The organism is Streptomyces sp. NPDC056479, from assembly GCF_042795335.1.
Classification (GTDB): domain Bacteria; phylum Actinomycetota; class Actinomycetes; order Streptomycetales; family Streptomycetaceae; genus Streptomyces.
Map to the genome: position 1 here is coordinate 443,427 of NZ_JBHTRZ010000001.1, position 19,035 is coordinate 462,461.

The 19,035-nt window shown below is 72.1% G+C and carries 18 protein-coding genes and 1 riboswitch; of the genes, 15 read left to right on the forward strand and 3 right to left on the reverse strand.

What is annotated here, in order from left to right; all coding sequences use genetic code 11:
* Nucleotides 1-31: 31 nt before the first annotated feature.
* Nucleotides 32-139: riboswitch (SAM riboswitch) on the forward strand.
* A 31-nt stretch (nucleotides 140-170) separates the two neighbouring features.
* The 11 genes from ACFQ6S_RS01980 (at nucleotide 171) to ACFQ6S_RS02030 (ending at nucleotide 9,737) form a co-directional block, all read left to right on the forward strand.
* Entirely contained in the window at nucleotides 171-320 is a 150-nt protein-coding gene (locus ACFQ6S_RS01980; protein WP_383402016.1) for a hypothetical protein, read from the forward strand.
* Nucleotides 321-496: 176 nt separating this feature from the next.
* A complete protein-coding gene (locus tag ACFQ6S_RS01985; RefSeq protein WP_383402019.1) occupies nucleotides 497-1,480 on the forward strand; it encodes an amino acid ABC transporter permease in 984 nt (327 codons plus the stop codon).
* Entirely contained in the window at nucleotides 1,477-2,262 is a 786-nt protein-coding gene (locus ACFQ6S_RS01990; protein ID WP_383402022.1) for an amino acid ABC transporter ATP-binding protein, read from the forward strand. Before ACFQ6S_RS01985 ends, ACFQ6S_RS01990 begins: the two co-directional genes overlap by 4 nt.
* 77 nt (nucleotides 2,263-2,339) lie before the next feature.
* Nucleotides 2,340-3,365: a transporter substrate-binding domain-containing protein gene (locus tag ACFQ6S_RS01995; protein ID WP_383402025.1), complete on the forward strand. Its 1,026-nt coding sequence runs from the start codon at nucleotides 2,340-2,342 to the stop codon at nucleotides 3,363-3,365.
* A gap of 57 nt (nucleotides 3,366-3,422) precedes the next feature.
* Entirely contained in the window at nucleotides 3,423-4,241 is an 819-nt protein-coding gene (locus tag ACFQ6S_RS02000) for a GNAT family N-acetyltransferase (RefSeq protein ID WP_383402028.1), read from the forward strand.
* Nucleotides 4,238-4,387, forward strand: coding sequence for a putative leader peptide (locus tag ACFQ6S_RS02005; protein ID WP_383402030.1), 150 nt, complete (start codon nucleotides 4,238-4,240; stop codon nucleotides 4,385-4,387). Before ACFQ6S_RS02000 ends, ACFQ6S_RS02005 begins: the two co-directional genes overlap by 4 nt.
* A gap of 75 nt (nucleotides 4,388-4,462) precedes the next feature.
* A complete protein-coding gene (locus ACFQ6S_RS02010; protein ID WP_383402033.1) occupies nucleotides 4,463-5,665 on the forward strand; it encodes an LLM class flavin-dependent oxidoreductase in 1,203 nt (400 codons plus the stop codon).
* Nucleotides 5,666-5,685: 20 nt separating this feature from the next.
* Nucleotides 5,686-7,065: an NtaA/DmoA family FMN-dependent monooxygenase gene (locus ACFQ6S_RS02015; RefSeq protein WP_383402036.1), complete on the forward strand. Its 1,380-nt coding sequence runs from the start codon at nucleotides 5,686-5,688 to the stop codon at nucleotides 7,063-7,065.
* On the forward strand, nucleotides 7,062-8,153 hold the full coding sequence (locus ACFQ6S_RS02020) for an LLM class flavin-dependent oxidoreductase (RefSeq protein WP_383402039.1): 1,092 nt from the start codon (nucleotides 7,062-7,064) through the stop codon (nucleotides 8,151-8,153). The genes ACFQ6S_RS02015 and ACFQ6S_RS02020 overlap by 4 nt, the downstream gene beginning before the upstream one ends.
* Nucleotides 8,146-9,273, forward strand: a complete 1,128-nt coding sequence (locus tag ACFQ6S_RS02025; protein ID WP_383402041.1) for an LLM class flavin-dependent oxidoreductase — start codon at nucleotides 8,146-8,148, stop codon at nucleotides 9,271-9,273. Before ACFQ6S_RS02020 ends, ACFQ6S_RS02025 begins: the two co-directional genes overlap by 8 nt.
* Before the next feature lie 23 nt (nucleotides 9,274-9,296).
* Nucleotides 9,297-9,737 (forward strand): GNAT family N-acetyltransferase, encoded by a 441-nt coding sequence (locus ACFQ6S_RS02030; protein WP_383402044.1) that lies wholly within the window; start codon nucleotides 9,297-9,299, stop codon nucleotides 9,735-9,737.
* A gap of 114 nt (nucleotides 9,738-9,851) precedes the next feature.
* Here ACFQ6S_RS02030 and ACFQ6S_RS02035 read toward each other — a convergent pair whose 3' ends face one another.
* The gene (locus ACFQ6S_RS02035; RefSeq protein WP_383402046.1) at nucleotides 9,852-10,937 is read right to left on the reverse strand and encodes a M12 family metallopeptidase; all 1,086 of its coding nucleotides are present in this window, start codon (nucleotides 10,935-10,937) and stop codon (nucleotides 9,852-9,854) included.
* A gap of 95 nt (nucleotides 10,938-11,032) precedes the next feature.
* Between ACFQ6S_RS02035 and ACFQ6S_RS02040 the strand changes: the two genes are divergently transcribed.
* Complete coding sequence (locus ACFQ6S_RS02040) at nucleotides 11,033-12,844, forward strand: LuxR C-terminal-related transcriptional regulator (protein ID WP_383402049.1); 1,812 nt, start codon at nucleotides 11,033-11,035, stop codon at nucleotides 12,842-12,844.
* Between the two features lie 95 nt (nucleotides 12,845-12,939).
* Here ACFQ6S_RS02040 and ACFQ6S_RS02045 read toward each other — a convergent pair whose 3' ends face one another.
* On the reverse strand, nucleotides 12,940-15,507 hold the full coding sequence (locus tag ACFQ6S_RS02045) for a CHAT domain-containing protein (RefSeq protein WP_383404266.1): 2,568 nt from the start codon (nucleotides 15,505-15,507) through the stop codon (nucleotides 12,940-12,942).
* A gap of 148 nt (nucleotides 15,508-15,655) precedes the next feature.
* Here ACFQ6S_RS02045 and ACFQ6S_RS02050 point away from each other — a divergent pair, with 148 nt between their 5' ends.
* From ACFQ6S_RS02050 to ACFQ6S_RS02060, 3 genes are read left to right on the forward strand one after another with little or no spacing between them, the layout of a single operon-like run.
* On the forward strand, nucleotides 15,656-17,086 hold the full coding sequence (locus ACFQ6S_RS02050) for a S8/S53 family peptidase (protein ID WP_383402052.1): 1,431 nt from the start codon (nucleotides 15,656-15,658) through the stop codon (nucleotides 17,084-17,086).
* A 59-nt stretch (nucleotides 17,087-17,145) separates the two neighbouring features.
* Nucleotides 17,146-17,721, forward strand: coding sequence for an RNA polymerase sigma factor (locus tag ACFQ6S_RS02055; protein ID WP_383402055.1), 576 nt, complete (start codon nucleotides 17,146-17,148; stop codon nucleotides 17,719-17,721).
* Nucleotides 17,722-17,729: 8 nt separating this feature from the next.
* The gene (locus ACFQ6S_RS02060) at nucleotides 17,730-18,206 is read left to right on the forward strand and encodes a hypothetical protein (protein WP_383404268.1); all 477 of its coding nucleotides are present in this window, start codon (nucleotides 17,730-17,732) and stop codon (nucleotides 18,204-18,206) included.
* A 10-nt stretch (nucleotides 18,207-18,216) separates the two neighbouring features.
* Here ACFQ6S_RS02060 and ACFQ6S_RS02065 read toward each other — a convergent pair whose 3' ends face one another.
* Complete coding sequence (locus ACFQ6S_RS02065; protein WP_383402058.1) at nucleotides 18,217-19,014, reverse strand: N-formylglutamate amidohydrolase; 798 nt, start codon at nucleotides 19,012-19,014, stop codon at nucleotides 18,217-18,219.
* Nucleotides 19,015-19,035 lie beyond the last annotated feature (21 nt).

Below are 19,035 nucleotides of genomic sequence, written 5' to 3' on the forward strand. Positions count from 1 at the left end.
CCGGGCAACTGTCTTACTTACGGCCCAGAACGGTCATGAGCGTCAGCGACAAGCCCTGGCTCGCTGACCGGCAACCCTCGCATCGCGGTGGGGTGCCCCAGGTGACGACCGGACCGGATGACTTCGGTAAGCGCGAAGGCCCCACAGGGGCCGGAAGAGTGAGTGACGCCATGGACGCAGCTCCCAGGACGGCCGCACGCCGCCCCCTGAGCCGCGCCCTGGCGTACGCGACCCTGTTCGTCGCCGACCGGGCCGTCGATCTGCTCCGCGTCAACAGCGCACTGTGTACCGCACCGGGCTGTGCCCGCAGCCGCGGCTGACCTCTCCCGTCCGCTGCCCCGCACTCCCTGACGAACACCGCCCCGGCGGTGTGCTCTCGTCCGCCCACCCCCCGGTGACCGTGCGTCCTCCCGCGTCCTGACGAGCCGCAGTGCGGCTGTCGTCGCCGCGTCCTGCGCCGCGTTCCGGGGACTTCCGACTCCTGCCGGAGCCCTCCATGAGTGAACCCCCAGGCGCCGTCGTCTCCCTCGCCGAGGCACCGCCGCCCGCCGAAGCCCCGCCGGAACAGCTCGCGGCCCAGCGCGTGCTGCCGCTGCGGCGGCCCGGCCGCTGGATCGCCACCGCGGTGGTCCTGGTCCTGGCGGCCCAGTTCGTCAACGGCCTGGTGACCAACCCCTTCTACCAGTGGGACCGTTTCGGCTACTGGTTCCTGCGGCCCACCATCCTCGACGGACTCCTCATCACCCTCGAAGTCACCGCCTACAGCGCGGTGTTGGGCCTCCTCGGCGGCATCCTGCTGGCGCTGGCCCGGCTGTCGAAGAGCCCGGTGCTGCGCGCGGTCAGCTGGGTCTACGTCTGGGCGTTCCGCTCCGTCCCGCTGATCGTGGTGCTGCTGTTCCTCTACAACTTCAGCGCCCTGTACAAGAGGCTGAGCGTCGGCATCCCCTTCGGTCCCGCCTTCTTCTCCTTCGACGAGTCGAAGCTCGCCACCGACATGGTCATCGCGGTCGTCGGCATCAGCCTGCACGAGTCCGCGTACGCCGCCGAGGTCGTCCGCGGCGGCATCCTCTCCGTCGACCAGGGCCAGCACGAGGCGTCCGCCGCACTCGGCCTGCCGAAGGGCTACCAGTTCCGCAGGATCGTGTTCCCGCAGGCGCTGCGCTCCATCGTCCCGAACTATGTCAACCAGCTCATCGGCCTGATCAAGGGCACCTCGCTGGTCTTCTACGTCTCCCTGCTCGACCTGTTCGGCTCCGCGCAGTCCATGGGCTCCACCTACCCCGGCGACATCGTGCCGCTGCTGATGGTCGCCACCGTCTGGTACCTGATCCTCACCAGCGTCGTGTCCGTCGTCCAGTTCTACGTCGAGCGGTACTACGCCCGGGGCGCCACGCGCTCCCTGCCGCCGACCCCGTTGCAGAAACTGCGGACCGGGTTCACCGGCCTGAGGGCACGCATCCGCAGGGAGGCCGCCATATGACCGCCGAGACCCTCGACAACGCGCCCGCCACCGTGGAGGTGCACGACGTGCACAAGTGGTACGGCGCCCACCGGGTCCTGAACGGCGTCGACCTGACCGTGCGTCCGGGCGAGGTCACCGTGATCATCGGCCCCTCCGGCTCGGGCAAGTCCACCCTGCTCAGGGTCATCAACCACCTGGAGAAGCCCGAGATCGGCCACGTCAGCCTCAACGGCGAGCTGATCGGCGTACGCAGGCACGGCGAGCGGTTGAAGGAGCTGAGCGAGCGGGCCATCCTGACGCAGCGCAGCAGGATCGGCTTCGTCTTCCAGAACTTCAACCTCTTCCCGCATCTGACGGTCCTCGACAACGTGGCCGCCGCCCCGGTGGCCACCGGCAAGCTCGCCAAGACCGCGGCACTGGAACTCGCCCGCGACCTCCTCGGGCGGGTCGGACTCGCCGACAAGGCCGCCGCCTACCCACGGCAGTTGTCGGGCGGCCAGCAGCAGCGCGTGGCCATCGCCCGCGCCCTCGCCCTGCGCCCCGGCGTCATCCTCTTCGACGAGCCGACCTCAGCCCTCGACCCGGAGCTCGTCGGCGAAGTCCTCTCCGTCATCAAGGACTTGGCGACCAGCGGCACCACCCTTGTCATCGTCACCCACGAGATCGGCTTCGCCCGCGAGATCGCCGACCGGGTCGTCTTCATCGACGGCGGCAGGATCGTCGAGCAGGGTCCGCCCTCCGAGGTCCTCGACAAGCCGCGCCACGAGCGGACCAGGGACTTCCTCAGCAAGGTCCTCTGAGCCCACCGCTCCCCACGAACACCCCCCACGCGTCACCGCCCCACCATCACCACCCTCCTCGAACACCAAGGACGGCCATGCCCACCACCCACATCTCCCGACGTAGCCTGATACGCGGCATCACCGCGGCGACCGCCGTCGCCACCCTCGCCACCGGGCTCGCCGCCTGCGGTGGGGACAGCGACGCCGCCACGAGGACGAACGACAGCGCGGGGACCGTCACCGTCGGACAGCTCTCCAACGGCGCCGCCAAGGAGACCGCCCTGAAGGTGTCCGAGGTGAAGTCCATCAGCGCGAAGCTGCCCGACGCCCTCAAGAAGAGCGGCAAGCTGGTCATCGGCTCCGGCACCCTGCCCTCCGGCGCCCCGCCGCTGGGTTTCGTGGGCAGCGACCAGAAGACCCTCACCGGCTCCGAGATCGACCTCGCCCGGCTGGTCGCGGCCGTCCTCGGCCTTGAGCCCGAGGTCAAACGGTTCACCTGGGAGAACCTCTTCGTCGGTATCGACAGCGGCAAGGTGAACGTCGGCTTCTCGAACATCACCGACACCGAGGAGCGCAAGCAGAAGTACGAGTTCGCCTCCTACCGCAAGGACGACCTCGCCTTCGAGGCGCTGAAGGACTCGAAGTTCAGCTTCGACGGCGACTACCAGGCCCTCGCGGGCAAGACCGTCTCCGTCGGCGCCGGAACCAACCAGGAGCGCATCCTGCTGGAGTGGAAGGGCAAGCTGGAGAAGGAGGGCAAGAAGCTGACCGTCAAGTACTTCCAGGACAACAACAGCACCTACCTGGCCCTCAACAGCGGCAAGATCGACGCCTACTTCGGCCCCAGCCCCAACCTCTCCTACCACGTCACCCAGACGAAGAGCACGCCCGCCCCGACGAGGATCGCCGGCCAGTTCTCCGGCGCCGGGGCGACGCTCCAGGGCCTGATCGCCGCGACCGCCAAGAAGGACAGCGGCCTCGCCCAGCCCCTCGCCGACGCGATCAACCACCTGATCGACAACGGCCAGTACGCCAAGTGGCTCGCCGCCTGGAACCTCTCGGGCGAGGCCGTCGACAAGTCGGAGGTCAACCCGCCCGGGCTGCCCCTGGACAACTCCTGACGGCCCTTCACATGACCGCCCGCCATGCACGCTGACCCAAGGAAGGACTCCGCCTCCGTGGCCCATCAGACCGACGTCCACGGGGGCGGAGCCCCGTCCGCCGCCGAGCCGCACCCCCTCGACAACGCCGTCCGGGCCGCCTTGAACGGCCCGCACGCCCTCCCCCACAGCCTCGAGGGCATGGGCGGTGCCCCCATCGCCCAACGCGTCGGCCGAGCCGCCCGCTACCCGGCCGACGTCTACGCCTTCGCCGCGCTGGCCGACCCGGCGGACCCGGCCGCGTGGGCCGACCTGCACACCCTCGTCGGGCCGGGCGCCGTGGTGCGTGCCAAGCCTCTCGACCGGGTGCCGGACGGCTGGGAGATCGTCGGCGGCGGCGAGGGCGTGCAACTCGTCGACACCGCCCTGCGCGCCGAGCGCGCCCCCGAAGCGGTCCGCCTCGGACCGGCCGACGTGCCCGAGATCCTCTACCTCGTCGCCCGCACGAAACCGCGACCGTTCCTCGCGAGGACCATCCACATGGGCACCTGCCTCGGCATCCGGCACCGGGGCCGGCTGATCGCCCTGGCCGGGGAGCGAAGCGAGATGGGGGGTCCCCCGGCCGAAGGCTGGGGGAGCCTCCGTCTGCCCGGCTGGACCGAGATCAGCGCGGTCTGCACCGACCCCGCCCATCGTGGCCGGGAGCTCGCGACCCGCCTGGTGCGCGCGGTCGCGGCCGGCGTCCGCGACCGTGGTGAGACCCCTTTCCTGCATGCCGCCGCCGACAACGCCCCGGCGATCCGTCTGTACGAGTCGATCGGCTTCACCGCCCGCCGCCGCTCGTCCATCCGCCTGGTACGCACACCGGGAACAGCGCCCCGGGCCGGGGCGTTGTGACTCACGACGAGATGTGCGAGGCGCCCAAGCGCGCGATGCGAGGGACGGAGGCGGCGGACGTGACGTACCTGTTCCACGCCGTCCACCTCCACTCCCGGCCCCACATCGACCTCCAGCGCGTGTCCGCCGCGCTCTGTTGCTCCTGACGTTCCCTCACCCGCCGTGCCCCGCTCGAGCGAGGGCCGGCGCTCTCGTACGGACTTCCAGGAAGGCACCGACCCGTGTCCTCAGCACCCTCTTCCTCCCTGCACCTCGCCGTCGCCCTGGACGGCACCGGCTGGCATCCCGCCTCCTGGCGCGAGCCGGTGGCCCGCCCCCGGGACCTGTTCACCGCCGCCTACTGGGCCGACCTGGTCACCGAGGCCGAGCGCGGCCTGCTCGACTTCGTGACCATCGAGGACGGCCTCGGCCCGCAGTCCTCCCACTTCCTGGACCCGGACCAGCGCACCGACCAGGTACGCGGCCGCCTCGACGCCGTCCTCATCGCCTCCCGTGTGGCCCCGTTGACCCGCCATATAGGTCTGGTGCCGACGGTGGTGTCCACGCACACGGAGCCGTTCCACATCTCCAAGGCCATCGCCACCCTCGACTACGTCAGCACCGGCCGCGCCGGCCTGCGCGTGCAGATCACCGCCCGCCCGAACGAGGCCGCGCACTTCGGCCGCCGCACTCTCGCGCGCATCGAGGCCTACGACAGCCCGGCCGCCCGCGAGGCGGTGACCGACCTCTTCGACGAGGCCGCCGACTACGTCGAGGTGGTGCGCCGCCTCTGGGACAGCTGGGAGGACGACGCCGAGATCCGGGACACCGCGACCGGGCGCTTCATCGACCGCGACAAGCTGCACTACATCGACTTCGAGGGCGCCCACTTCAGCGTCAAGGGCCCGTCCATCACACCCCGCCCGCCGCAGGGCCAGCCGCTCGTCACCGCCCTCGCCCACGACACCGTCCCCTACCGGCTCGTGGCCCGCGCCGCCGACGTCGGCTACGTCACCCCGTACGACGCCGACGAGGCCCGTGCCGTCGTCGCCCAGATCCGCGCCGAGCAGAGCGCGGCCGGGAGGGCGGCCGAACCCCTGCACGTCTTCGGCGACCTGGTGGTCTTCCTGGACGACGATCCGGCCGCCGCGACCGCCCGCCGGGAACGGCTCGACGCGCTCGCCGGGCAGCCGTACCCGAGTGACGCCCTCATCTTCACCGGTACTCCCTCCCAACTGGCCGACCTGCTGCAGGAGTTGCACGGCGCCGGACTGTCCGGCTTCCGGCTGCGCCCCGCCGTCGCCGGCCACGACCTCCCGGCCATCACCCGGGGACTGGTCCCCGAACTCCAGCGTCGCGGCGTCTTCCGCCATGCCTACGAGGCCGACACCCTGCGCGGCCTGCTGGGCCTGGACCGCCCCGCCAACCGCTATGCAGCCGCCTGAGCCGGAAGGACCGCACCGACATGACCAAGCCGCTGAAGCAGATCCACCTGGCCGCCCATTTCCCCGGCGTCAACAACACGACCGTGTGGAGCGACCCGCGGGCCGGCAGCCACATCGAGTTCAGCTCCTTCGCCCACTTCGCGCGGACCGCCGAACGGGCCAAGTTCGACTTCCTGTTCCTCGCCGAGGGGCTCAGGCTCCGCGAACAGGGCGGGCAGATCTACGACCTGGACGTCGTCGGCCGCCCCGACACCTTCACGATCCTCGCCGCGCTCGCCGCCGTCACCGAGCACCTCGGGCTGACCGGCACCATCAACTCCACCTTCAACGAGCCCTACGAGGTCGCCCGCCAGTTCGCCGGCCTCGACCACCTCTCCGGCGGCCGCTCCGCCTGGAACGTCGTCACCTCCTGGGACGCCTTCACCGGTGAGAACTTCCGCCGCGGCGGCTTCCTGCCGCAGGAGGAGCGCTACTCCCGCGCCAAGGAGTTCCTCGCCACGGCGAACGAACTCTTCGACTCCTGGCGCGGCGACGAGATCCTCGCCGACCAGGAGACCGGCACGTTCCTGCGGGACGCCAAGGCGGGAGCCTTCGTCCACTCGGGACAACACTTCGACATCCAGGGGCAGTTCAACGTCCCGCGTTCGCCCCAGGGCCGTCCCGTCATCTTCCAGGCCGGTGACTCCGAAGAGGGCCGCGAGTTCGCCGCCGCCGAGGCGGACGCCATCTTCAGCCGGTACGGCACCCTGGAGGGCGGCCGGTCCTTCTACACCGACGTGAAGTCCCGGCTGGGCAGGTACGGCCGCCGCCCCGACCAGTTGCTCATCCTGCCCGCCGCGACCTTCGCCCTCGCCGACACCGACGCCGAGGCCGAGGAGCTGGCCCGCGAGGTGCGCCGCCAGCAGGTCAGCGGGGCCACCGCGCTCAAGCACCTGGAGTTCGTCTGGAACCGGGACCTCTCGGCGTACGACCCGGAGGGCCCTCTCCCCGAGGTCGACCCGGACGTCGGCGACAATCACATCTCCAAGGGCCGCGCCCAGGTCCGTATGTACCGGGACCCGCTGGCCACGGCACGCGAGTGGCGCGAGCTGGCCGAGGCCAACAAGTGGTCCATCCGCGACCTCGTCATCAACACCGGCAACCGGCAGAACTTCGTCGGCTCCCCGGCCACCATCGCCCAGACCATCAACGACTTCGTGCAGGCCGACGCCAGTGACGGTTTCATCCTCGTCCCGCACATCACCCCGACCGGCCTCGACGAGTTCGCCGACAAGGTGGTCCCGCTGCTCCAGGAACAGGGCGTGTTCCGCACCGAGTACGAGGGCGCGACCCTGCGTGACCACCTCGGGCTCGCCCACCCCGACGACGCCCGGGTCCGCGACGAGCGGGCGGCGTCGTGAAGTTCCTCGCCATCACCCTGATCATGCATCGCCCGGACCCGGTGACCGGGGTCCTGAAGCCGACGCACGAGCGGTTCCGCGAGGTCCTCGACAACGCCCTGCTCGCCGAGGAGCTGGGCTTCGACGGGTTCGGCGTGGGGGAGCGGCACGAGCGTCCGTTCATCTCCTCGTCCCCGACGGTCGTCCTCAGCCATGTCGCCGCTCTGACGAGGCGGATACGGCTCTTCACGGCCGTGACGACGCTCAGTCTGCTCGACCCGGTGCGTGCCTACGAGGACTACGCCACCCTCGACCACCTCTCCGAGGGCCGCCTCGACCTGATCATCGGCAAGGGCAACGGCGCGGCCCAGCGCGAGCTGTTCCAGGTCACGCCCGAGGACCAGTGGGACCGCAACGCCGAGAGCTACGAGGTCTTCCGGCGGATCTGGCGGCAGGACAAGGTGACCGCGGCGACCCGCTTCCGCCCGCCGCTGAGGGACGCCGAGGTATGGCCGCGGCCGTACCAGCAGCCCATACGGGTCTGGCACGGCAGCGCCACCAGCAAGGAGTCCGTCGATCTGGCCGCCCGCTACGGCGACCCGCTGTTCTCCGCCAACGTCACCCATCCCATCGAGCCGTACGCCGAGTTGATCCGTCACTACCGCGAGCGCTGGGCGCACTACGGCCACGACCCGGCCGACATCGCGATCGGGGCCGGCTCGGCGGGCATCCACGTGGCCCCGACCTCCCAGCAGGCGCTGGCCGCGTACCGGCCGGTCTTCGAGGCCAACCTGGCCTTCTACCGGCAGGCGGGACTGCCCGTCGTGTTCGAGACCCTGGAGGACTTCGTCGAGCGCAGCTCCGCCCTGATCGGCAGTCCGCAGCAGGTCGTCGACAAGGTGCACCGCTACCACGAGCAGTTCGGCCACACGGTCCTCCACCTGCCCGCGGATGCCGGCGGCCCAACCGGCACGCAGCACCGCGACTCGCTGGAGCTGTTCCAGTCGGCGGTGGCACCCGTGCTGCGCAAGGACATCCCGGACCCGCCCTTCGCATGGGCCCCGGTGCTTCCGGCCTCACCGACCGCGCAGGAGCGAGCCCATGTCTGACATCCCCCTCGGCGTCCTGGACCTGATACCGATCTCCACCGGCTCGACGGCGGCGGACGCCCTGCGGAACTCCATCGATCTCGCCCGGCAGACCGAACGCCTCGGCTACGCCCGCTACTGGTTCGCCGAACACCATCTCAACCCCGGCGTGGCGGGTACGTCCCCCGCGGTCGTCCTGGCTCTGACCGCCGCGGCCACCTCCACCATCCGCCTCGGCTCCGGGGCCGTACAGCTCGGGCACCGGACCGCGCTGTCCACGGTCGAGGAGTTCGGCCTGATCGACGCCCTGCACCCCGGCCGCCTCGACCTGGGCCTCGGCCGCTCGGGCGGCCGCCCACCGGGGGAGAAGGCGACGACCGCGACGGCGACGCCGGTCGTCGACGGCCGCGCCCCCAACGGGCTGCTCATCCCGCCCCGCTTCTCCTTCGAGCACCTGCTCGGCTCACCCCGCGTCGCCCTGCAACGCAAGCTGCTCCTGCTGCCGAACGCCGAGCCGCAGGACTACGCCGAGCAGATCGACGACATCCTCGCCCTGCTGGCCGGCACCTACCGCACCCCGGAGGGCGTCGAGGCGCACGTCGTGCCCGGCGAGGGCGCCGACGTCGAGGTGTGGATCCTGGGCAGCAGCGGCGGCCAGAGCGCCGAGACGGCGGGCGCCCGGGGTCTGCGCTTCGCGGCGAACTACCACGTCAGTCCCGCCACGGTGCTGGAAGCGGTGGACGGATACCGGTCCTTCTTCCAGCCCTCCGACTCCCTCGGCAAGCCCTACGTCAGCGTCTCCGCCGACGTGGTCGTCGCCGAGGACGACGAGACCGCCCGTGAACTGGCCACCGGCTACGCCCCGTGGGTCCGCAGCATCCGCACCGCCGAGGGCGCCATCGAGTACCCCACACCCGAGGAGGCCCGCGCCCACGCCTGGCACGACAAGGACCGAGAGCTGGTCCAGGACCGCCTCGACACCCGGTTCGTGGGATCACCGAGCCGCGTCGCCGAGCAACTCGAACAGCTCCAGGAGGCCACGGGCGCCGACGAGTTGCTGATCACCACCATCACCCATGACCACGAGGACCGGGTGCGCTCGTACGAACTCCTGGCGCAGGAGTGGCAACGCAGACCCTAGAACTGCCGTGCCATGATCGGGTCATGACCGTCGAAGTCGTCCCCGCCACCGTCACGGATCTTCACCAGGTGCTGGAGGACCACGCCCGCTATTGGGGCGAGCGGGATCTGCGGGCGCTGCATCAGCCGGTGCTGGTACGGGAGTTCGGCTCGACGTGTCTGATCGCCCGTGCCGAGGACGGCATCCGCGGCTATCTGTTCGGCTTCGTCACCCCGGCCCACATCGGATACGTCCATCTGATCGCCACCAGGGACGACAGCCGCGGCGCCGGTCTCGGGCGGCGCCTCTACAGGGAGTTCACGATGGTTGCCCGCCGCCAGGGGGCCGTCCGTCTCAGGGCGATCACGTCGGTCGGCAACGAGGGATCCCAGGCCTTCCATCGCAGCCTCGGCTTCGATGCGCGGGTCGCGCCCGACCACGACGGTCCCGGCCGGCCCATGGTGGTGTTCACCCGGGATCTGTGAGCGCCGGCGTGGCCGGGAAACGTCACCCTCCCCCGAAGGTGGCGTTTCCCGGCCACATCCCCCGGCGCCGGACAGTGGACTCTGGCGCCCGTGCGCGTCAGCGGATTCGTGCCGTCACCAGCACATGACCGCTGTCTCCCCCGATCCCCAGTTGGCATAGAGGCGCACCCGGACGAAGTAACGGCGGCCCTTCACGAGGCGCGCCTTGATCGTGGTGTTGTGCGGGGTGCCGCCGTCGTCCTGGGCGGTGAGGTAGCGGGGTTCGCCGTCCCGCTCCTCGAAGATCACGACGAGTGTGTCGCTGTCGCCGAAGGTGCCCACCGTGTACTCACGGGTCTCCGGCGGCTCGACGACGAAGTCGGCCTGCTCGGCGGGCCCGAGCCGCAGCGGCACCGAACGGAACGGCACCAGCTCCCGCGCTCCCGGCGACTCGGCCGGCGGATACCAGCGGCGCACGAACTCCTTGTCGGCCTCGGACAGCACACCCGGCGGGTTCAGGCCCGCGCGGAACTGCTCCGGCTCCAGAATCAGGCCGGCCGAGAAGGGGTACTCCATGATCGAGTGCGGGTCCCAGGCGGAACCGTTGACCTCGTTCCGGTCCAGCTTGCGCAGGATGTTGAAGAACGTCCTGTCCCGGCTCCAGAAGTTCGGCGGGCCCGCCAGATCGGCGTACACGGCCTCGTCGTCCCAGTGGATCCCGGCGAACGGGCTCTGGTGCTCGTGCAGCATGCCGAGCGCGTGCCCGATCTCGTGCAGCGCCGTCCCGCGCTCCCCGGGCACGGTCAGGTCCCAGCCGAAGTTCACGGTGCGTTCGTTGAGACCGACACGCAGTGCGTCCTTGCCCACGGTCGACCAGGAGCCGTCGCCGAGCTGGAACCCGATGCGCAACTCGGCCTCCGACCGGTCGCGCACCTCCGTGAACGACAGCCCGATGCCGAGGCCCTGCCACTCCTGGAAGCACTCGCGCACCACGTCCTGCTGTTCCTTGCTGCCGACCCACGAGACGCGCCGCGTCTCGCCGGTCTCCGGGTCGGGGATCGAGGATCCGTCGGAGTCCCGGTCGAAGAAGAAGTAGTGCAGCACCGTGCCGTTGACCCACATCCGATGCCCGCTGACAAGCGCGTCGAGCCGCTCGGCGGCCAGCCCCGGTGCGAAGGCGGGCGCCGACTGCTGCACGAGCGAGCAGTAGCGAGCGGTCATGCCGAACAGACTGCCGTCGACCCGCCTCGGGCGCCTGAGTCGAGGGCTACTCAAGTACCCGTGTATCAGACGTGAGTCACCGTGCTCTGATTGCCGTGACGACTTTCGAACGCGACGCGAAGGCCCTGGAACTGCCCTGGCCGTTCACCGGCCGGGAACACGAACTGGAACTGGTCCGCGGCGCCTTGACCGCGAGCCGGCACGGCATCGTGATCACCGGTCCGTCCGGCTACGGCAAGACCCGGCTCGTCACCGAGGCCGTCCGCGGCACCGACTGCGCCCGCGTGGCCGGCACCCCCGAGACCCGCCGTATCCGCTTCGCCGCGTTCGCGCACCTGATCCCCGAGACGGCCTCCTTGCACGGCGCTTTCCAGCACCTGTCCGACGTACGGCTGCTCCTGGTCGACGACGCCCATCTGCTCGACGACGCCTCGGCCGCCCTCGTCCACCAGCTGGCCGTGCACGGCCGCACCCGCCTCCTGGTCGTCACCACCTACGGCACCACGGCCCCCGGCGCGATCTCCCGGCTGTGGACCGGCGAACTCCTGCCCCGGCTCAGTCTGGAACCGCTGCCCCAGGAGGAGACCGCCCGGCTGCTGGCGGCCGGAGCCGCCGGCGTCGGCCTCGAACCGCTCACCGTCAACCGGCTGCACCGACTGTGCCAGGGCGACCTGCGGCTGCTGCGCGACCTGGTGGGCGCGGTGCGCGAGCACGGGCTGCTCAGCCGCGTCCCCGACGCGGACGAGTGGGCGTGGCGTGGCCCGGTGCCGGTCACCGCGACCGTGCGCGAGCGCACCGCCCACGTCCTCGACCGCGCCCGGCCCGAGGAGTCCGAGATCCTCGAACGCCTCGCCTTCGCCGAGCCGTTGCGCCTGGACCTGGAGCGGGACCGGCTCAACCTGCACACCCTCGAACACCTGGAGGCCGACGCCCTGGTCCAGGTCGACGACCAGGGTGCCGTCCGTCTCGCCCACCCCCTGCACGGCCCGGTGCTGCGGGCCGCGGCCGGCAGGCTGCGGGCGAGGCGGCTGTCCCGCACGCCCGCACAGTGCGGCCCCGCCCTGGACGCCGAGCGGGCCGCGCTGAGCCGCCGTATCGAGCGCGCGGACGTACGGGCGATGCCGGCACCCGTGGGGGAGTGGCTGGTCGCCGAGGGCGCGCCGGTACCGGCCGGATACGCGGCCGTACGCGCCCGGTACGCGCGGCTGCGCGGCGAGCTGCGGGAGGCGACGGCCTGGGCGCGCGAGGGGGTGCGGGACGGCGGTGACGATCCGTCCTGCCGACTCGAACTCGCCCTCGCCGCGGCGCAGTCGGGCGACCCGGCGGCCGCGCACGAGATCTCGGGTGGCCGCTCCCACGGGGGTGGGGCGGTCACCCGGCCGGCAGCGGCCCGCGGCGAGGCCGGCGGGACGGTCGAGGCGGACGGCGCCGACGCGTACGACGCCGTCCGCCTCGGCGCCCCCGAGCGTGCCGAGGGCCGCCTGACCGGCGTCTTCGCCGAGCACGCCGACGCGCTCGCCCGCTCCGACGGCCCCGCCCTCGACCAGGTGGCCGAACAGCTCCAGGAGCGAGGCTTCCTGCTCTTCGCGGCCGAGGCGCACGCGCAGGCGGTACGGGCCCACCGCGACCCGCGCGCCGCCCGTACCTCGCGCACCCGTGCCGTCGCCCTGGCCCGCCGCTGCCAGGGCGCCCGCACTCCGGCGCTGTCCGGGCTGGTCCTCGGCGAACTGACCGTCCGGCAACGGCAGATCGTCACCCTGGCGGCCTCGGGCCTGAGCAACCGCCAGATCGCCGAGAAACTGACCCTGTCCGTCCGCACGGTCGGCAACCACCTCTACAGCGCCTACGCCCGCCTGGGCGCCAGCGACCGGAGGGTCCTGCCCCGGCTGGAGGAACAGCCGGCGTGAGCGGGCGGCGCGCCCCAAAGGGGCGCGGGGAACTGCGCGACCAGCCCCAACGAACCCGCAGACGACCGACACCCATCACCGCCCTACCAGCGGAGCTACGCCGCCCCGAACGCCGAGAACGCCCATCCGGTCGCCCGGTGCAGCGCGTCGCCCGGCAGTGCCGCGCGGGCGTTGCGCAGGGCCTCCGCGAGCGAGAGGCCCTCGCCGAGGCCCTTGTGCAGGGCGAGCATCAGAGGCACCACCGCCGCGTCGTTGACGGGGGCCGTGCAGGCCACCACCCCGGCCGTGCCCAGCGGCAGCAACGCGGTGACCAGGCCCAGGAGTTCGTCGGCGCCGACGGAGGCGAAGCGGGCGGTGTCGCAGCAGGAGAGGATGATCCGGTACGGGCTGCGGTCCAGGCGCTCGAAGTCGTGCACGATCAGCGGCCCGTCGGCCATCCGCAGCGACGAGAAGAGCGGACTGTCCGCGCGGAACGTGCCGTGGGCGGCGATATGCGCCAGCGCGGCCCCGTCGAGCTCCTCCAGCACACGCGGCACGCGCGCGTCGGCGTGCTCCAGGACGACGGCGCCGCCGTACCGGCCGGCCAGATGGGGCACCTCCGCGCCGCCCGTCGCGAGCCCGGGCCCGCGCACCAGCACAGGGCGGCCGCCCGGGGGCGGTTCGGTCTCCCGCGCGCGCAGCCAGCCGCTCGCCGACGGCGACACGCTGAGCACCCGCTCCCGCAGCGACGGCAGCAGCGCCCACGGCACCCGGTGCAGACTGGCCGGCGGCACGACCACGACAGGGCCGTCGCCCAGATGCGCCGCCGCCGGACCCAGCAGCAGCTCCTCCAGCCGCCGCCCCGCGGCCTCCACCACCGGCAGCCGCCCCTCGGCCCCCGGATGCGCCAGTCGCCGCAGTCCGGCCTGCACATGCTCGGCCTCGGTCTCCGCCTCGGCCAGCAGCCCGGCCTCGTACCGACGCACCCGCCCCTGCCCGCACAGCAGCACCTGTACCCGCCCGTCCAGCACGGCGAGTTCGACAAGCCGTACGTCCTCGCCCAGCCGTTCCAGCAGTCGTCCAGGGTCGAAGCGGTGGCCGTCGCCGGGCGTGTCGCCGCGCAGATGCAGCGTCCGGGACCGTATCTCCCGTTCCAGGCGCCGCTGTTCGCGCTCCAGCGCCGGAACGGGCCGGGCCTCCATGCGGGCGGCCTCCGCGCGGGCCGCGATCTCCCGGAACGCGGTCAGATCGCTCTGCAGCTCAGGATCGGCCGGCGGCCGGGTCGGCGGCGTCGACAGCGCGGTGGCCCGCCAGCGCTCGCTCCACACCAGCAGCCGGCGCGGACTGCCGGAGTCGAGGCTGGCCTGCTGGGCCAGCGCGGCGAGTTCGGCGCCCTGCGCGGTGGCGCGGGCCCTGAGCTCGGAGGCGCCCAGCGTCATCCGGTGCGCGTCGAGTACGTCCAGACCCCGTCGGCAGGCCTCCAGGACACCCCGACCCGACCCGGCCGCCCGTGCCCGCAGCGCCTGCGCCGCCCAGCCCGTCATCCGCGCCAGCGGCGGCCCGCTGTGCCTGCCGCGGGCGGCGACCGCCAGATGCCGCTCGGCGTCCGCCCGCCAGCCCAGATCGAGCGCGATCCGGCCCGCGAGCAGCGAGGCCTCCGGCGCGGTCGGCGCGCCGAAGGACGCCAGCCGTTCGGCGACCGCCGCCGTGTCGGCCACCAGCCGCCCCGAACTGCGTCCGGCGGCCACCCGCGCCTCGATCAGCACCAGCCGGGCGTGCGTCTCCCACCAGTTGCGCCGCTGCCCGGCGAACAGCCGTACGGCCATGTCGGCGCGGGCTATCGCGGTGTGCGCGTCGCCCGCCAGCCCGGCGGCGCGCGCGGCGGCCAGCAGCAGCTCGGCCTTGCGGGTGGACTGTCCGCCGATGCCGTCGAGCACGGCGATCGCCGCGTCGGCCTCGGCCAGCGCCTCCGGGGCCAGCCCGGCCGCCATCAGCACCTCGCAGCGCCGGATGGCGAGCATGAAGGTGGGCGTGCCGAGCTTGGCGTATCGCTCCTCGGCCGCGTCGAGCAGCCGCAGTGCCGCCGGGATGTCGCCCGACCGGAACGCCGCGAGCCCCCGGCTCTCCACCGCGTCGGCCTTGTCGTGCTCCTGGCCCGTGGTGTCCCACAGCGCCTCCGCCGCCGTGAAGTCGGCGTCCGCCCGGTCCACCGCGCCGAGCGCCAGATGGACGGTGGCGCGCAGGGTCAGCGCCCGCGCCGTCCAGATGACGTCCTCGACCTGCCGCAGGACCGGGATCGCCCGCCGTACGTCCTCCAGCGCCTCCCGGTGATGCCCCAGGACCCAGCGGGCGTAGGCCCGGCGGAACAGCACCCGCGCGCGGGTGTGCCCGCTGCCGCGCTCGATCCCGCGCTCCAGCGCGGCGAGCCCCTGCTGAGTGCGCCCCGCGTGCACCAACGCGACCCCCAGCGTGGCCAGGGCATCCGCCTCGCGGTCCGCCGACTCCGCGCGTGCCGCGAGATCCCGGGCACGCCGCAGGTGATGGAGGGCGATGCGCATGTCGCCCCAGTCCCGCTGCCAGATGCCGATCACCTGGTGGGCCACGGAGGCGTGCAACGGCGACGGATCGGCGCCGAGCACCCCCTCCGCCCTCGCCAGCGCGTCGTTCGGGGCGGCGAACACCATCGGCAGCAGTTCGAGAACCGATTCGCTTCCCGCTGTCACTCCACGGATGGTAGTTGCCCCGGAACCGTGCCACACGGGTTTGGCGCTGTATCAATCAGCGACAACACGGCTCTGATTGACGACCGTCGCCTCAGTGGGAGGACACGCCATGGCACCACAGCGATTCCACGAGCAGTTCGAGCAGATCCAGCGCTCCATGCAGGACGTCCCCCTCGCGATGGGACCGGACGACTCCGCTGAGTTCATCTACGAGAAGGGCTACGTCCTCGTCCGCGACGGCGAGGACGCCCGGCTCGTCGAGGACACCGTGCGCGCGCACTTCACCGCCCAGCCCGATCTGGTGCAGGACAACGTGCGCCGCGCGAGCCCGCAGACCAACCGCTCGGGCATCACCCGGATCCAGGTCGGCGATCCCGGCGAGGGCGACCGGAGCGGCGACCGCACCGTCGCACACGCCTTGCGGGCCCTGCGGGACACCGAGGGCCGGGCGGGCCGCCGGCTGGTCAGCCGCAACCACCTGGTGTCGATCGCGGTCAACTCCTGTCCCGGCGACGAACCCGCGCCCGTCGCGCAGGCCGACGGGATCAACCCCGCGGCGGCAGAGGGCAGCTACGACGCGGAGAGCGCCGTCGGCGTCCTGGTCGTCGACACCGGCCTCATGCGTGACTACCGGTCCTCCGCACTGCTGGCGCACACCGACGGCGACGCGCAGCTCAAGGAGTGCGACGACGACGGCGTCCTCCAGCAGTACGTCGGACACGGCACCTTCATCGCCGGGCTCGTCGCCGCCGTGGCGCCCAACACGAGCATCACCGTCCGCAACTCCCTCAACGACGCGGGCGCCATCCTGGAGTCCGAGTTCGGCGAGAAGCTCTTCGAGGCCGTCGACGCGGGCGGCTGGCCCGACGTCCTCAGCCTCTCCGCCGGCACCTCCAACGGCCGCACCGACGGTCTGCTCGGCGTCCAGGCCTTCATGCAGGAGCTCCGCGAACAGCGCACCCTGCTCGTCGCGGCGGCCGGCAACAACGGCAGCGCCACGCCCTTCTGGCCCGCCGCCTACGCCGACCTGCCCGAGTACCAGGACGTCGTGCTGTCGGTCGGCGCGCTGCGCGGCGACGGCGAGTTCGGAGCCTGCTTCAGCAACCATGGCCCCTGGGTGAAGGTGTACGCGCCCGGCGAGCGCCTCACCGGCGTCCTCACCGGCTTCGACGCGCCGATGCCGTACACCTACCAGCACTCCACCTATGACGCCTGCCGGTACGGCTTCGGCTACTCCTGCACCTGTGTCTCCCCGCGCCACACCGGCGTGTTGAGCGAGCAGGGGGGCACCGCCAAGCCGGACCAGGTGATGTTCGAGGGGTTCGCGCACTGGAGCGGCACCTCCTTCGCCACTCCTCTCGTCGCCGGCATGATCGCCGCCCATATGACCGCGCAGCAGGAGGGCGACCCGCGGGTCGCCCGGTACAAGATGCTCGCGGCGAACTCCGGGTACGCGGAGGTGCGGGGGGCGCACGTTCCGGCTCTTCGCCCCTCGACCTGGCGTCCTGCCCCCGTCACAGCGTCGGCTCCTCGGTCATGAGGGTCGGAACCATCCCCTCCGCGGCGTACGATGACTTGCCGTACACGAGGGGTGGGGCTGTGGACCGAGCAGATGTCGGTGCGCTGGTCCAGTCCGCCGTCGACGGCGACGCGGCGGCCTGGAAGGCGCTCGTGGAAGGGCTGAGCCCGCTGGTGTGGTCCGTGGTGCGCGCCCACCGGCTGGGTGACGCAGACGCCCATGAGGTGTATCAGACCGTCTGGTTCCGCTTCGCCCAGCATCTCGGGCGTATCCGTGAACCCGAGAAGGCCGGGTCGTGGCTCGCGAGCACCGCACGGCACGAGTGCCTGAAGGTGCTCAAGAGCTTAAGGCGACTGACCGTGACGAGCGATCCGCAACTGCTCGACCGGGTCAGCGAGGAGCGCACGCCCGAGCAGTCGGTCCTGGACTCGGAGGAGGCGGCCGCGGAGTCGGAGCGCATCCGCTGGATGTGGCAGGAGTTCGAGGAACTCGGCGAGCGCTGCCGCCAGTTGCTGCGCGTGCTGATGGCGTCACCGCCACCCAGCTACCAGGAGGTGTCCGCCGCACTGGGCATTGCCGTGGGCAGCATCGGACCGCTGCGCCAGCGCTGTCTGCGCCGGCTCAGGGCCCGACTCGACGCGCGGGGGGCGCAGTGAACGACGACATGCACGACGACGTGACGGGCCAAGAGCCCCCCGGCGACGACGGGTTCGACATCGATCTGCTGGAGGAGGAACTCCGTCAGGCCGCCACCATCCTGGATCCCGTGCCGGCCCAGTTGCGCCGGCTCGCCGTCGAGGCGTTCGTGCTGCACGACCTCGACGCCCGGATCGCCGAGTTGACCTTCGACTCGGTGGAGGACGCCATTCCGGTCAGGGGTGCGACGGATGTGCCGCGGATGCTGACGTTCCGAGCGGGCGAGGTGACCGTCGACGTGGAGGTGACGGCACAGGGTCTGATGGGGCAGGTGCTGCCGCCGCAGCAGGCACGCATCGAGGTGCTCGGCGGCCCGCAGACGGTCACGCCGGTCGTCGCCGACGCCATGGGCCGCTTCACCAGCGACGCCCCGCCCTCCGGCCCGTTCGCCCTGCGGCTGCGGACCGACGGGGAGGTCGTGGTCACGGAGTGGCTGCGGGCCTGAACCGCGGCGTTCAGCGTGCGGCGGCGTCCACCAGCGCCGCCAGCGCCTTCGCGAGCCGGGTGAGTCCGGGACCGGCCGGGCCGCCCGGCTCCGTCATGTACGTGTCCCGGCGGATCTCGATCATCAAGGCGCTGACGCGTGGCTCGCTGCCGTAGAACTCCAGCGGGACGTAGGTGCCGCTGAACGGACTGTCCAGCCCCGTCTCCCCGCACGCGGCGAACGCCTCCCGCGCCGCGGCCAGCAGTTCGGGCGGCGTGTGGAAGGAGTCCGTGCCCAGGCAGACCGGTGGCCGCGGGCCCTCGCCGTGCAGTTCGTAGGGGAGCCGGACGGTCGGATAGGAGTGCACGTCGATGATCACGGCCCGGCCCGTGACAGCGAGCCGGTCGGCCACGGCGGCCGACATGGCCTTCGCGTACGGCCGGAAGTACCGCTCGATCAGGGGCTCCGGGTCGCTGTCGGCGGGGCGCAGATCCGCGAGGTGCGTGGTCCGGGTGTAGACCGCGCCCATGCCCACCGCGAGCATCTCCTCCCGCTCGTCCGGGAACCGCTCCGGGTCGACCACCAGCCGGGACAGCCGGTTCACGAACCGCCACGGCGTCGATCGGGCCGACTCGGCCGCCGCCTCGGCCAGCTCCGCGGTGTGCGCGTCGACGATGTGGTCCAGCTCGCGCTCCAGCGCGCCGTCGTCCAGCACGATCCCCGCGCGCACCTCGGGCGGTGTCTCCCGCGCCGAGTGCGGCACATGCAGGATCACCGGCGATCCCTCGGCCCCGGGGAGCAGGTCGAACGACGGCACGGCAGAGGTCATGACGGCTGCTCCGGGGGCGTT

What these genes read in the sequence shown, in the direction of transcription:
- ACFQ6S_RS02065 (WP_383402058.1), bottom strand. Translation starts at nt 19,014, where the DNA reads ATGACCTCTGCCGTGCCGTCGTTCGACCTGCTCCCCGGGGCCGAGGGA.
- ACFQ6S_RS02045 (WP_383404266.1), bottom strand. Translation starts at nt 15,507, where the DNA reads ATGGTGTTCGCCGCCCCGAACGACGCGCTGGCGAGGGCGGAGGGGGTG.
- ACFQ6S_RS02025 (WP_383402041.1), top strand. Translation starts at nt 8,146, where the DNA reads ATGTCTGACATCCCCCTCGGCGTCCTGGACCTGATACCGATCTCCACC.
- ACFQ6S_RS02030 (WP_383402044.1), top strand. Translation starts at nt 9,297, where the DNA reads ATGACCGTCGAAGTCGTCCCCGCCACCGTCACGGATCTTCACCAGGTG.
- ACFQ6S_RS02060 (WP_383404268.1), top strand. Translation starts at nt 17,730, where the DNA reads ATGCACGACGACGTGACGGGCCAAGAGCCCCCCGGCGACGACGGGTTC.
- ACFQ6S_RS01995 (WP_383402025.1), top strand. Translation starts at nt 2,340, where the DNA reads ATGCCCACCACCCACATCTCCCGACGTAGCCTGATACGCGGCATCACC.
- ACFQ6S_RS02050 (WP_383402052.1), top strand. Translation starts at nt 15,656, where the DNA reads ATGGCACCACAGCGATTCCACGAGCAGTTCGAGCAGATCCAGCGCTCC.
- ACFQ6S_RS02035 (WP_383402046.1), bottom strand. Translation starts at nt 10,937, where the DNA reads ATGACCGCTCGCTACTGCTCGCTCGTGCAGCAGTCGGCGCCCGCCTTC.
- ACFQ6S_RS01985 (WP_383402019.1), top strand. Translation starts at nt 497, where the DNA reads ATGAGTGAACCCCCAGGCGCCGTCGTCTCCCTCGCCGAGGCACCGCCG.
- ACFQ6S_RS01990 (WP_383402022.1), top strand. Translation starts at nt 1,477, where the DNA reads ATGACCGCCGAGACCCTCGACAACGCGCCCGCCACCGTGGAGGTGCAC.
- ACFQ6S_RS02015 (WP_383402036.1), top strand. Translation starts at nt 5,686, where the DNA reads ATGACCAAGCCGCTGAAGCAGATCCACCTGGCCGCCCATTTCCCCGGC.
- ACFQ6S_RS01980 (WP_383402016.1), top strand. Translation starts at nt 171, where the DNA reads ATGGACGCAGCTCCCAGGACGGCCGCACGCCGCCCCCTGAGCCGCGCC.